General features: G+C 65.4%; 16 protein-coding genes. 3 read left to right on the top strand and 13 right to left on the bottom strand.

What is annotated here, in order from left to right:
- From lgt to hisI, 8 genes are all read right to left on the bottom strand, one after another.
- On the bottom strand, positions 1-1021 hold a 1021-nt coding region (gene lgt / locus RCJ92_RS12110), incomplete at its 3' end, for a prolipoprotein diacylglyceryl transferase (protein ID WP_446754690.1).
- Positions 1018-1806, bottom strand: a complete 789-nt coding sequence (gene trpA / locus RCJ92_RS12105; RefSeq protein WP_138926388.1) for a tryptophan synthase subunit alpha — start codon at positions 1804-1806, stop codon at positions 1018-1020. The genes lgt and trpA, both read right to left, overlap by 4 nt.
- The gene (gene trpB, locus RCJ92_RS12100) at positions 1807-3063 is read right to left on the bottom strand and encodes a tryptophan synthase subunit beta (protein ID WP_446754689.1); all 1257 of its coding nucleotides are present in this window, start codon (positions 3061-3063) and stop codon (positions 1807-1809) included.
- Positions 3064-3230: 167 nt separating this feature from the next.
- Positions 3231-4067, bottom strand: a complete 837-nt coding sequence (trpC, locus tag RCJ92_RS12095; protein ID WP_446754688.1) for an indole-3-glycerol phosphate synthase TrpC — start codon at positions 4065-4067, stop codon at positions 3231-3233.
- A gap of 1 nt (position 4068) precedes the next feature.
- Complete coding sequence (locus tag RCJ92_RS12090; protein ID WP_054822081.1) at positions 4069-4317, bottom strand: HGxxPAAW family protein; 249 nt, start codon at positions 4315-4317, stop codon at positions 4069-4071.
- A gap of 155 nt (positions 4318-4472) precedes the next feature.
- Positions 4473-5063 (bottom strand): Trp biosynthesis-associated membrane protein, encoded by a 591-nt coding sequence (locus tag RCJ92_RS12085; protein ID WP_138177887.1) that lies wholly within the window; start codon positions 5061-5063, stop codon positions 4473-4475.
- Positions 5060-6622 (bottom strand): anthranilate synthase component I, encoded by a 1563-nt coding sequence (locus tag RCJ92_RS12080; protein ID WP_138177889.1) that lies wholly within the window; start codon positions 6620-6622, stop codon positions 5060-5062. Before RCJ92_RS12080 ends, RCJ92_RS12085 begins: the two co-directional genes overlap by 4 nt.
- Positions 6623-6732: 110 nt before the next feature.
- Positions 6733-7134 carry a phosphoribosyl-AMP cyclohydrolase gene (gene hisI, locus RCJ92_RS12075; protein ID WP_446754687.1) on the bottom strand — a complete coding sequence of 134 codons (402 nt, stop codon included), beginning with the start codon at positions 7132-7134 and terminating at the stop codon, positions 6733-6735.
- Positions 7135-7269: 135 nt separating this feature from the next.
- Here hisI and RCJ92_RS12070 point away from each other — a divergent pair, with 135 nt between their 5' ends.
- The 3 genes from RCJ92_RS12070 (at position 7270) to RCJ92_RS12060 (ending at position 9604) form a co-directional block, all read left to right on the top strand.
- A complete protein-coding gene (locus RCJ92_RS12070) occupies positions 7270-7911 on the top strand; it encodes a TIGR03085 family metal-binding protein (protein WP_246049497.1) in 642 nt (213 codons plus the stop codon).
- Positions 7912-8082: 171 nt separating this feature from the next.
- Positions 8083-8721 (top strand): DUF6318 family protein, encoded by a 639-nt coding sequence (locus RCJ92_RS12065; protein WP_446754686.1) that lies wholly within the window; start codon positions 8083-8085, stop codon positions 8719-8721.
- A gap of 97 nt (positions 8722-8818) precedes the next feature.
- Entirely contained in the window at positions 8819-9604 is a 786-nt protein-coding gene (locus RCJ92_RS12060; protein WP_446754685.1) for a PKD domain-containing protein, read from the top strand.
- Positions 9605-9679: 75 nt separating this feature from the next.
- Here RCJ92_RS12060 and hisF read toward each other — a convergent pair whose 3' ends face one another.
- The 5 genes from hisF to RCJ92_RS12035 form a co-directional block, all read right to left on the bottom strand.
- A complete protein-coding gene (gene hisF / locus RCJ92_RS12055; RefSeq protein ID WP_446754684.1) occupies positions 9680-10450 on the bottom strand; it encodes an imidazole glycerol phosphate synthase subunit HisF in 771 nt (256 codons plus the stop codon).
- A 25-nt stretch (positions 10451-10475) separates the two neighbouring features.
- Positions 10476-11324 (bottom strand): ATP phosphoribosyltransferase, encoded by an 849-nt coding sequence (gene hisG, locus RCJ92_RS12050; protein ID WP_138177899.1) that lies wholly within the window; start codon positions 11322-11324, stop codon positions 10476-10478.
- A 125-nt stretch (positions 11325-11449) separates the two neighbouring features.
- Positions 11450-11713: a phosphoribosyl-ATP diphosphatase gene (locus RCJ92_RS12045; RefSeq protein ID WP_054821212.1), complete on the bottom strand. Its 264-nt coding sequence runs from the start codon at positions 11711-11713 to the stop codon at positions 11450-11452.
- 72 nt (positions 11714-11785) lie between these two features.
- Positions 11786-12262, bottom strand: coding sequence for a 6,7-dimethyl-8-ribityllumazine synthase (gene ribH, locus RCJ92_RS12040; RefSeq protein WP_138177901.1), 477 nt, complete (start codon positions 12260-12262; stop codon positions 11786-11788).
- Positions 12263-12365: 103 nt separating this feature from the next.
- On the bottom strand, positions 12366-12859 hold a 494-nt coding region (locus RCJ92_RS12035), incomplete at its 5' end, for a GTP cyclohydrolase II (RefSeq protein ID WP_446754683.1).

Below are 12859 nucleotides of genomic sequence, written 5' to 3'. Positions count from 1 at the left end.
GCGCCGCGTTCCTTGCGGTGCCCGCGTCCTTCACGTCGCCCGTCTTCTTCACGCCCGCCGTTTTCTTGGTGTCGCGTCCCCGCGGCGCGCGTCCGGCGCCGGCCTCCAGGGCACTCGAACCGCCCTCCACTGCGGCGGCCTCGGCCACCGGTTCCCGCCCGGGCAGGTAGATGGTGTCCTGGTGCTCCGAGCGCAGCCGGCCCAGCGAGTACGCCAGCCCGATCACCCCGCCGATCACCAGCAGGATCGCCAGCAGCTGGTGGATGCGCAGGTCCAGCGGGCCCAGGCTGATCACCTCGGCCGGGTCGATGCGGAACGATTCCATGATCGTGCGCCCGATGCCGTACCAGATGACGTAGCAGGCGAACATCGCCCCGCGGCGCAGCTTGTACTTGCGGTCCAGCGCCAGCAAGAGGATCACCCCGGCCACGTTCCACAGCGACTCGTAGAGGAACGTGGGGTGAAAGAGCGTGTCGGCCGGCAGCCCGGCCGGGAAGTTGTAGCTGTCCGGGTCGATCTCCAAGCCCCAGGGCAGGGTGGTGGGTGAACCGAACAGCTCCTGGTTGAACCAGTTGCCCCAGCGTCCGGCGGCCTGCGCCAGCAGCACGCCCGGGGCGGCCGCGTCGGCGAACGCCGAAAGCCGGATCCCGATGCGCCGGCAGCCGATCCACGCGCCGACCGCGCCCAGCGCCACCGCGCCCATGATGCCCAGCCCGCCCAGCCACAGCTGCGGGATCTCGGCCAGGTGCGCCGGGCCGCCGCCCAGCCCGAAGTAGTACATCGGGTCGGTGATCAGCACGTGGTAGAGCCGCCCGCCGACGATGCCGAACGGGATCGCCCAGATCGCGATGTCCCACAGCGTGTCGCTGGTGCCGCCGCGGGCGCGCAGCCGGCGGCCGGTGAGCCACAGGGCCAGCACGATGCCGAGCAGGATGCACAGCGCGTAGGCGTGGATGGTCAGCGGCCCCAGCGTGAAGCGGGACCATTCAATGGGCGGGGAGGGGATCGCGGCGCTGATCATGCGCTGGCTCTCCCGCTCAGCTCGGCGGCCAGCGCCCCAACCGCCTCCACCCCGCCGTCACGCAGCGCCGCGACCAGGGCGGTGCCCACGATCACCCCGTCCGCGTACGCGCCGATCTGCTGGACGTGCTCCCGCTTGGAGACCCCCAGCCCGACGCAGGCGTTTTCCGCCCCGGCCGCGTGCGCGGCGGCGACCACGTCCTGGGCGGCGGCGGAAACCTCGCTGCGCGCCCCGGTCACCCCCATCACCGAGACGCAGTACACGAACCCGCTGGAGGCCTGCACGGTCATCTTCACCCGGGCCTGGGAGGAGCTGGGCGCAATCAGGAAGACTCGCTCCAGGTCGTACTTTTCACTGGCGGCCACCCATTCCCCGGCCTCGTCGGGCACCAGGTCCGGGGTGATCAGCCCGGACCCGCCGGCCTCGGCAAAGCGGCGGGCGAACTCCTCCACGCCCATGCGCAGCACCGGGTTCCAGTAGGTCATCACCATCACCGCGGCGTCGCAGCGGGCGGTGATCCCGGCGATGATCTCAAAAATCTGGGACACCCTGAAGCCGTTGCCCAGCGCCTGGGTGGTGGCCTGCTGGATCACTTCCCCGTCCATCACCGGGTCCGAGTACGGGATCCCGATCTCGATGATGTCCACCCCGTTGTTGGCGACCGCCACGGCCGCGTCAATGGTGGTGGCCACGTCGGGGAACCCGGCGGGCAGGTAGGCGATCAGCGCCGGGCGGCCCTCGGCCTTCGCGGCGGCGATCTTCTGGGCACTTCTCACCCGGGTCATCTATTTCCCCTCCCCGGCCGCGTCGGCCGCATCAAGTAATCCAAACCATTCGGCGGCGGTGGACACGTCCTTGTCACCGCGCCCGGAGAGGCTGACCACGATCACCACGTCCTGCGGGTCGCGGCCCTCGGCGATCTTGCTCTGGGCGACCTTGATGGTCCCGGCCAGCGCGTGCGAGGACTCGATCGCCGGCAGGATCCCCTCGGTGCGGCACAGCAGGCGGAACGCGTCCATCGCCTCGGTGTCGGTGATCGGCTCGTAGCTGACCCGACCGATGTCGGCCAGGTGCGCGTGCTCCGGGCCCACGCCCGGGTAGTCCAGCCCGGCGGAGATCGAGTGCGATTCGATGGTCTGCCCGTCGTCGTCCTGCATCAGGTAGCTCTTGGCCCCGTGCAGCACCCCGGGCTTGCCCAGGGTGATCGTCGCGGCGTGGCGGTCGGTGTCCACCCCGTCCCCGCCGGCCTCAAAACCGTAGAGCTCCACCTCGGCGTCGTCCAGGAAGCCGTGGAAGATGCCGATCGCGTTGGAGCCCCCGCCGATGCAGGCGGTCACCGCGTCGGGCAGGCGTCCGGCCTGGGCCAGGATCTGCTCGCGCGCCTCCTCGCCGATGACCTCGTGGAAGTAGCGCACCATGGCCGGGAACGGGTGCCCGCCGGCGGCGGTGCCCAGCAGGTAGTGGGTGTTCTCCACGTTCGCCACCCAGTCGCGCAGCGCCTCGTTGATGGCGTCCTTCAGGGTCTGGCTGCCCACGGTCACCGGGATCACGGTGGCGCCCAGCAGCTCCATGCGCGCCACATTCAGTGCCTGGCGGCGGGTGTCCTCCGCGCCCATGTAGACCACGCACTCCATGCCCATCAGGGCGGCGGCGGTGGCGGAGGCGACCCCGTGCTGGCCGGCGCCGGTTTCGGCGATGATCCGGGTCTTGCCCATCCGCTTGGCCAGCAGCGCCTGGCCGAGCACGTTGTTGATCTTGTGGCTGCCGGTGTGGTTCAGGTCCTCGCGCTTGAGGAAGATCCGCGCCCCGCCGCAGGCCTTGTGCCCGAAGCGCTTGGCCTCGGTGAGCAGCGAGGGGCGCCCGGAGTAGTTCTTGTTCAGGTCCTTGACCTCTGCGATGAACGCCGGATCGTGCTTGGCCTGCTCGAAGGTGGCGGCCAGCTCATCCATGGCGGCCATGAGGGACTCGGGCATCCATCGCCCGCCGTAGGCCCCGAAGTATGGTCCGCTGGCGTGCTTCAACGAGCCGTCGGAAGTGCTCATTGTTCCCTCTTTTCCCTCGCAATGTTGGCAGGTGCCCCCGCGGCGCTTCTCGCCGGGCGGGGGCACCACCGTGGATCGTTCGGATCGTGCGGCATGCGCCGCTGGCCGTCAACTGTTGATTCTCTTTAACTGTGGCCGTTCACCGGCGGTTTGCGTAGTTTGTTGCGTCAGTTGTCCTGGCCGCGTGCGGGCTTCGCCGCGGTGCCGACCCGGATGAATTCGGCGACCGTTTCCCGCGGGGCGGCGTGCTTCACCAGTGCCTCGCCGACCAGGATCGCATCGGCGCCCGCGGCCGCGTACTGTGCGACCTGCTCGATGGATTCCACACCGGATTCGGCGATCACCACGGCCTCGCGCGGCAGCAGCGGGGCCAGCCTGGCGAAGGTGGCAGGATCCACGTCCAGGGTCTTCAGGTTGCGCACGTTCACCCCGATGATCTTCGCACCGGCGGCGACCGCGCGCTGGATCTCCTCGGCGGTGTGGGTTTCGACCAGGGCGTGCATGCCCAGCTGTTCGGTCAGCGCCAGGAAGCGGCGCAGTGTCGCGTCGTCCAGGGCGGCGACGATCAGCAGCACCAGGTCGGCCCCGTGGGCGCGGGCCTCGTAGATCTGGTACTCGTCGACCGTGAAGTCCTTGCGCAGCACCGGGATGTCCACGGCCTGGCGCACCGCGTCCAGGTCCTGCAGCGAACCGTTGAAGCGGCGCTGCTCGGTGAGCACGGAAATCACCGAGGCACCGCCGGCGGCGTATTCGGCGGCCAGGGTGGCTGGCTCCGGGATCTCGGCCAGCGCCCCCTTGGACGGGGAGCGGCGCTTGACCTCGCTGATCACCCGCAAGGTGGTGTCCCGGGCGGACTGGTCGGTGTTTCCGCCCAGCGCAGCATAGGCGTCGCGGGCCGGGGCGGCGGCGTGGGCGGCGCCGATCATCGCCTCAAGGCCGGTACGTGCACGTCGGGCGTCCAGGTCTTCCCGGACGCCCGCAATGATTTCGTCGAGAACGCTCAACTTAGTGGTGTGCTCCGCTGCGCGAGCCGCCCACGCCGTAGCCGGCCTTGCGCATGATCCAGCCGACCACCAGACCCAGCAGGATCACGCCGCAGCTGATGTACACCAGCAGGTGGGCGTGGTTGGCGAAGGCGATTCCGCCCACGATGGCACCGACCATCATGATGATGACAGCCGTCCAGGCTGCGATCGAGTTACCGTGTCCAACCTCTTCGGCAAAGATCGGGTCGATCTCGGTCTTCTGCGACATAACGGAACGTCTCCTTGGTTTTCTACCCATGTCCGCGCGGTGGCCCGGGCGGATCCTTAAGCTTCCTGCTCTATTCTGCCACCAGTTCACACCGATGACACATTTGGGGGCAATCGTGTTGCCCACCGCCGCGGCCCACCGCCGCGGCGCGCGAATCAGCGCCCGGACTCGGTGGGATCATCCCCCGCCGAGAGCTGCTCCCAGTCCGAGATGCGGTCGTTGCGCGGGGATTCGCCGGTGGGTTGCGCCTCGGAGCGCACCCGGTCGTACTTGGTGGTCTTGGACCAGTGGCCGGCGGCCAGCAGCACGCAGATGCCCTGCAGCACGATCAGCGCCCCGGCCACCGCAACCACCATCGGCCACGCGCTGACCTGGTAGTCGGCGACGATGTCCTTCAGCCCGGTCGCCTCGGCCACGGCCCCGGCGGCCGCGCCCTGCGGGTTCAGTGCGCCGTTCAGCCCGGCGCTGATCACCCCGGCCCCGGCCAGCACGGAGATCGCGCCGATGATGTAGCGCACCACCTTCCCGCCGATCAGCAGCGCCAGCGCCGCGGCCAGCACCACCACGCACAGCGCGGTGACCGCCGGGGCGGCCTGGGAGCCGTCGACCACGATCTGCGGCACCTGGACGGTGGTGGCCTGGACGTCGACCAGCACCCAGGTGCGGGTGGCGGCCCACAGGCCCAGCCCGGCGGCGACCACCCCGAACAGTGCCACGTTCCTCAGGCTCAGCATCTTGCGCATCATGCACCTTCCGTCACGTCGGTGGCCTGGCGCAGGCTCTGCGCGGCCCAGACCGCGCGCAGCGGTGCGGCGGCCTTGTTGATGGTTTCCAGGGCCTCGTCGGCCAGCTTCGAATCGTTGACAATCCCACCGCCGGCCTGCACATAGGCCCGCCCGTCCTTCAGCAGCGCCGAACGGATGGTGATGGCCATGTCCATGTCCCCGGCGAAGTCCAAGTAGCCAACCACTCCCCCATACACCCCGCGGCGGTAGGGCTCGTACTCATCCAGCAGCTGCAGGGCGCGGGGCTTGGGCGCCCCGGAGAGCGTGCCGGCCGGGAACGTCGCGGCCAGCACGTCGTACGCTTCGATTCCCTCACGCACCTTGCCCACCACGTTGGAGACCAGGTGCATGATGTGGCTGAAGCGCTCCACCTCCATGAACTGGGTGACCTCCACCGTGCCGGCCTGGCAGACCTTGGACAGGTCGTTGCGGGAGAGGTCGACCAGCATCAGGTGCTCGGCGCGTTCCTTCTCATCGGCCAGGAGCGACTTCTCATGCAGCTGGTCCTCCTCGTAGTTCGCACCGCGTGGGCGGGAGCCGGCGATCGGGTGGGTGACCACGTGCCCGTCGTTCACGGTCACCAGCGCCTCCGGGGAGGAGCCGACAACCTGGAAGGGCTGGCCGTCCTCGTCGACGAAGTTGTACAGGTACATGTAGGGGCTCGGGTTGGTGGCGCGCAGCACCCGGTAGATGTCCAGTGCGCTGGCCTGGGTTTCCAGCTCGAACCGGCGCGAGACCACGATCTGGAACACCTCACCATCCACGATCGCCTGCTTCGATTCGCGGATTGCCTGCAGGTACTGCTGCTCGTCCCAGGAGTGGGTGACCGCCTCCATCAGCTCCTCACGCGGCACGTCGGTGCCCTGCAGCACCGCCCCGCCGGTGGGCAGGTGCCCGTCCAGCTGCTCCAGCATCCGGTGCAGGCGCTGGACCGCGTCATCGTAGGCCTGCTCCGCACGTTCGGCCCGCCCGTCGAAGTTGATGGCGTTGGCGATCAGCGTGACCGTGCCCTCCGCGGCGTCGTGCACGGCCAGGTCGCCGACCAGGTTCATGCTCAGCTCCGGCAGCTTCAGGTCATCGGCCGGCGGGTTGGGCAGCTTTTCCCAATGCCGCACGCACTCCCAGCCGATGAAGCCGACCATGCCGCCGGTCAGCGGGGGCAGGCCCGGCATCGGTTCGGTGCGCAGGGCCCGCACGGTGTCGCGCAGCACCTCAACCCCGACGCCGGTGGTGGGCAGCCCGGCCGGGGCCTGGCCCTGCCAGTACGCCTGCCCGTCGCTGCGCGTGGAGAGCGTGGCCGGGGAGTTGACCCCGATGAAGGAGTACCGCGACCAGACCCCACCGGCTGCCGCCGACTCCATCAGGAAGGTGCCGGCCCGTCCCCCGGCCAACTGCCGGTAGAGACCGATCGGGGTCAGTGAGTCGGCCAGGATCCGCACCGAGACGGGGATGACCCGCCGCGTGGAGGCCATCGCCAGGAACTGCTGGCGGGTCGGGGAAATGCTACCTAGGGTTTTCATCAGCTTCTTTTCAACAGCTACTTGCCAACAACTACTTTTCAACCGCTTGGGGCGCCGCGGGATCTCCCGCGGCCCGCGGGAACCGTCCCTGCCGCCTTCGGCCGGGGTGCTTAGGCCGGGCGGTGGCCGACCTGCGCCGGCAGCTGCCGGTCGGTGAAGCACGTCGGGGCCCCGGTGTGGCAGGCCGCCCCCACCTGGTCCACCTGCACCAGCAGGGCGTCCCCGTCGCAATCCAGCGCCACGGACTTGACGTACTGGGCATGGCCGGAGGTGTCCCCCTTGCGCCAGTACTCCTGGCGTGAACGGGAGAAGAACGTGACCCGCCCGGTGCTCAGGGTGCGGCGCAGGGCCTCGTCGTCCATCCAACCCAGCATCAGCACTTGGAGGGTGTCGGCCTGCTGGACGATCGCGGCCACCAGGCCGTTGGGATCGCGCTTGAGGCGGGCAGCGATCTGGGGGTCGAGCTGCGCCGCATCCGAATGGGATTCGGCGCTGGAATTAGTAGTAGACATCCCCTCAAGCATACTTGCTGGGCCTGTGCGTCCCCACCGTGTGACAAGACTCAATGCCCCTAGTTCGGGGCATTGCCTCGCAACATGTCTTTATAGATGCTCAAGGTGCCGCACTCCATGCTAGGTTCAGAGGTAATGCACCTGGTACATGCTTCTCGACTCGCCCTGGCCGAGGCCCTGTTGGCAGCTGGCCCCTCGGCTGATACGTTGTGCGCGGGCTGGGAAACCCGCCACCTTGCCGCGCACCTGGTTCTGCGCGAAAATTCGCCGCTGGGCGCCGGGGCGGTTCTCAAGCCGCTTTCCGGGAAGCTCGACGCGAAGATTAAAAAGCTAGCCGACGAGGCCCAGCGCCCCGAAAGCTATGCCGGGCTGGTGCGACGTTTTCGCACCGGGCCGAGCAAGTACTCCCCGTTCTCCATCGAGCGGGTCAGCACCGCCGCGAACATGTCCGAGTTCTTCATCCACACCGAAGACGTGCGCCGGGCACGGACCCAGTGGGCTCCGCGCATCCTCGATCGAGGCTACACCGAAATGCTCTGGAATGACCTCACCCGCCGCGCCCGCATGTACTACCGCCACTGCCCCGTCGGCGTCATCCTGGCCCGGCCGGACGGCAAACGCCATGTGGCCAAGAAGGCGGCCAACCCGGTGACGATCACCGGCCCCGTCACGGAGCTGATCATGCACGCTTCCGGTCGAATCGACAGCGCGCTTGTTACCTTTGAGGGCAGCGACGAATCGATCAAGGCGCTGAAGAAGACGAAGCTGGGCTTCTAGTCTCCCCTGGTTTCAGTGCCGCGCGCTGATGCCGGTTGCATTCGATGGCGTTTGCTGTCTTAGCGGCAGCAGTAGTTTTCCCCAGTTATTGCCGCGCCCTCCCAAAGCTGACCGTTCCGGTCTAGGATGTCGAACAATCGTGACGGCATTCGAAGGCAACGGAGGTTCGAAATGTCTTGCCGATCCCGCGCACTTGCGCTATTCGCCGTTCCCCTAGCATTCTCGTTCGCGCTTACCTCCTGCCAAGACGGCAACGACCCCGCAGCAACAACTCCACCGTCGGAGTCACCAGCCACCTCTTCGCCCACAGCCTCACCGTCGCCGACAAAATCACAGCCACCGAAGCCAGTGCCAGCAAGCGCCGAAGGACCGGCGAAAAACATTCCGGTACCCGAGATGCCCGATGCAGCCAAACAAAATTCCAAGAATGGTGCCATTAGCTTCGCCGAACACTATTTCGAAGTTGTGAACTACAGCATCGCGACGACGACAACAGATGAGCTAAAAAAACTGACCAGCCGCCAATGTAAGTTGTGTGCTGAGCAACTGATTGATCCCATAGATGCTGCGGTCGACATCAAAGCCTGGCAAGTTGGAGGCGAATATGACTACGATTTTGTCGATCTTTTGGAGCCCGTGGATAACAAAGCTGTCGCAATTTTCAATTTCGACGCAGCAGCTCAGAAGCTCTACCGAGAGCCCCACAAGGTACTCAAAACTTGGGAACGCGTCAATCATCAAGTCGTATCATTTGAACTTAAATTCACCAAGGACTGGGAAGTGACGAAAATTGTCATACCTAAAAATTAGCGTCCTGTTGTCCGTCGTATTTCTCGGAGGAGCTGTTCTCCCCTGCCTAGACGTCCGCGCGGCAACAGCAGCGTCGTGCAACGATGTTGGAGGTCGAATGGGAGATAGAGACGCAAAAGTCGAATCTGATGACTGTCCGGGTGGAAAGCTGAGAGAAAGTTACTACAAAGAGCTAAACACTCTCTTACTGAAGGAACAGGCACCAAAATATCGGGTCGAACACTCCGAAACTTGCGGAAAGAGCGTAGAAACAACTGATAGCTGCAACGTAAACTCCGATCGAGACCGATGCGGAGACGGCAGCTTTCCCTACATAGAATCCTTTATTCGTCTTTCGGGGCCGGAGGCCGGAGAGGTTTTCGTGCAGCGCCTTCGGTGCCCAGAAGATGCGGAAGTCGGGATACCAGATAGTGAAAGAATCCAGGAAATTCAAGTGACTCCCGCACAGTTCAGAAGCTTTCCCATCAAAGGATCCCTAGTAAACAGTAACCCTAAACAGTTTTCTCTTCGGAATGGGCATGTGCACTTATGGGCCTCCAGCGAAACTCAAACTTTCACAACTCGAATCGCGGAGACAGACGTCGAGATACGTGCGATACCGATTGCTTGGCGATGGGACTATGGCGACGGTTCTTCACGTAGTCTAAACCAACCGGGGAACCCTATGCCGAGTCATACGCTTCACGACAAAACACCGACCAGCCATTCCTACCTGGAAACCGGTCTCTTCAACGTCAATCTCACGACCCTCTATCGGGGCGAGTTCAGAGTGTCGGGCGGGTCGTGGCAAACAATCCCCGGTCAGGCGGCGGTCCCAAGCGAAGCAGTTCCGATCGATGTATGGAGGACCGAGAAAGAACTCATCGCTGGCGAGGGAGAATAAGCCGGAAACAACAAGGTCCCCCTTCCAAGACGTATTAAGTCTCCGGACTGAGGACCTTGCGAGGGTTCGACGCAACTAGCGGACGGGGTATCCCGCTTCGCGAATTCTGTCTTTGACCTTGGCGATCATGTCGTTCGGTCCGAAGTGGAAGATCGATGCAGCCAGGACCGCGTCTGCACCCGCTTCAATGGCAGGTGGGAAGTCCTCAGGCTTTCCTGCTCCCCCGGACGCGATCAGCGGCACCTTGATCTCCGCACGGACAGCGCGAATCATCTCCAGATCAAAACCATCCTGGGTGCCATCGGCATCAATGGAGTTCAGCAGGATCTCCCCGACACCACGTTCAGCAGCTTCCTTGGCCCACGCAACTGCGCACGTTCCCGTACCGGTGCGTCCACCATGGGTGGTGACCTCGAATCCGGAAGCGATGTCCGGGTTATCGGTCCGCCGTGCATCCAGAGACAGAACTAGAACCTGCGACCCGAAACGGTCAGTGATTTCGTTGATCACCTCGGGACGGGCGACAGCTGCGGTGTTGATCGAGGCCTTGTCCGCACCCGCACGCAACAGACGATCGACATCCTGTGCTGTACGCACTCCGCCACCGACGGTCAGCGGAATGAAAACTTCGTCAGCGGTGCGGCGAACTACATCGTAGGTGGTTTCCCGATCCGAGCTGGAGGCGGTGACGTCGAGGAAGGTGATTTCGTCTGCCCCGGCCTCGTTGTAGCGGCGAGCCAGCTCCACCGGGTCACCGGCGTCACGCAGCCCTTCGAAATTGATGCCCTTCACGACGCGTCCAGCATCGACATCCAGGCAGGGAATGACGCGGATAGCCACAGTCATTTTCTTCTCCTTGGTTGGTGCCGAACTAGATGCGGCAGGCGTGGATCTGGCTGACGAGGATGGCGCGGGCGCCCAACTCGTAGAGCTCATCCATGATGTTGTTGGTTTGCGACTTTTGCACCATCGCACGCACCGCGCACCAGTCCGAGTCCTGCAGTGGGGACACGGTCGGTGATTCCAGACCCGGGGTCAACGCGGCGGCCTGCTCGACTTGTTCAACGCGCACGTCGTAGTCAAGCATCACGTATTGGCGGGCCACCAGCACGCCGGACAGGCGGCGGATCAGCACTTCCAGACCGGAGGGCTTGTGATCCGTGCGGCCCAGCAGGACCGCCTCGGAGGCCAGCAGCGGGGGCCCGAAGATCTCCATGCCGGCGGCCTTGATGGTGTTTCCGGTTTCGACGACGTCGGCAATGGCATCGGCCACGCCCAGGCGAACCGAGGATTCCACGGCTCCGTCCAGGCGGACCACCGAGGCGTTGATTCCGGTTTCCTTCAGGTAGTGATCCAGCAATACGTCGTAGCTGGTGGCGATGCGCTTGCCATCCAGCTCATCCACGGAGCTGAAGGTGCCAACCGGGGCGGCGAAGCGGAACGCGGACTTGCCGATGCCCAGCGGCAGCAGCTCCTCCACCGCATCGTCCACGTCGGCGTCACGGTACAGGTCGCGGCCGGTGATGCCGACGTCCAGGATGCCGCGCCCAACGTACACGGCGATGTCGCGCGGGCGCAGGTAGAAGAATTCGACGTTGTTGTCCGGGTCGATGATGACCAGTTCGCGGTTGTCGCGGCGCTGCAGGTAGCCGGCTTCCTTGAACATGGTGGAGGCGATGTCTGACAGAGCACCCTTGTTGGGCAGTGCTACGCGAAGCATGTGGTTCTCTTTTCTGCTGTGGCGCACGGCAGGATGCTCACCTGCGGCGCCAAGGGATGATGGCTTGCCGGTGTCTATGCCGTCGGGCAGGGTGGGTTCGGGCTGGCGAACCCACCGCGCGACGGCTACAAATGCTTGTAGATATCGGCCAGGTCCAGTCCCTTGGCGATCATCATCACCTGGACGTGGTAGAGAAGCTGCGAGATTTCCTCGGCTGCCGCCTCGTCACTTTCGTATTCGGCGGCCATCCACACTTCGGCGGCCTCCTCGACGATTTTCTTGCCGATTCCGTGGACTCCGGAATCCAGTTCTGTGACGGTACGAGAGCCTTCAGGTCGGGTTTGGGCCTTGAGCGAGAGTTCGCTGAAGAGCTCGTCAAATGTTTTCACGTGTCTTAGCCTAGCGTTTTTGGGTACGCCGGTTCATCACGGCGTACCCATTGTGACGAAGCGGTAACCGGTTCAGCGCAGGGCTGCGGCGGTCATGACCGCGGCCGAGAACGCCTCGTGCCCCTTGTCCTCCGAGGATCCTTCCAATCCCGCCCGGTCCAGTGCCTGCTGCTCATTGTCGCAGGTGAGCACGCCGAAGCCGATGGGGGTTCGGGTCTCCACGCTGACCTGGGTCAGACCCATGGTCGCCGCCTGGCAGACGTAGTCGAAGTGCGGGGTGCCGCCGCGGATCACCACGCCCAGGGCGATGACGGCATCGTACTTCTCGGCCAGGACCCGGGCGGCGACCGGCAGCTCGAAGGAACCCGGGACGCGCACCAGGTGTACGTCGGCGATGTTGGCTTCCTGCGCGGCGCGCTGGGCTCCGGCGATCAGCCCGTTCATCACGGTTTCGTGCCAGCTGGCCGCGACGATGGCGACCTTCAGGTTCGGGGTGTCCAGCGCCTTGAGCTGCTCGCTGGTGTTGGTGGGGGCTCCGTGCTTGCTCATGATTTTCCTTCTCTGGTGGTTCGTTGCCGGGTGGCTGGCGACGGTGCGGCGCCCCGGCGTTGCTGTTTGCCGTCGGTGTGGGGCCGAGGGGCCCGGGCGCGCGTCAGGGCAGCTGCAGGTTGTGCCCGAAGCGCTGCTGCTTGGTGCGCAGGTAGCGTTCGTTCTCGGCGCGCGGGGCGACCAGGCTGGGGACCTGCTCACTGACCTCGATCCCGGCCTCGCGCAGCTTGGAGACCTTGTCCGGGTTGTTCGTCAGCAGCCGGACGCGATCGATGCCCAGGGTGCGCAGAATGGAGACGACCGCATAGTATTCGCGGGCATCCACCGGCAGGCCCAGGTGCTCGTTCGCGTCGGCGGTGTCCAGCCCGTGCTCCTGCAGCGAGTAGGCGCGCAGCTTGTTCAGCAGCCCGATGCCGCGGCCCTCGTGGCCGCGCACGTAGACCAGGTGCCCGCCCTCGGCGGCGATCTGCGCCAGGGCGGCGTCCAGCTGTTCGCCGCAGTCACAGCGGTAGGAGCCGAACACGTCCCCGGTCAGGCATTCGGAGTGGATCCGCACCAGCGGGGCCCGGCCCGCGGACCGGGCAGAGGTCGGAAGAG

The sequence above is a fragment of the Glutamicibacter sp. BSL13 genome (assembly GCF_052928425.1).
This window is presented reverse-complemented; position numbering and strand designations above follow the sequence as displayed.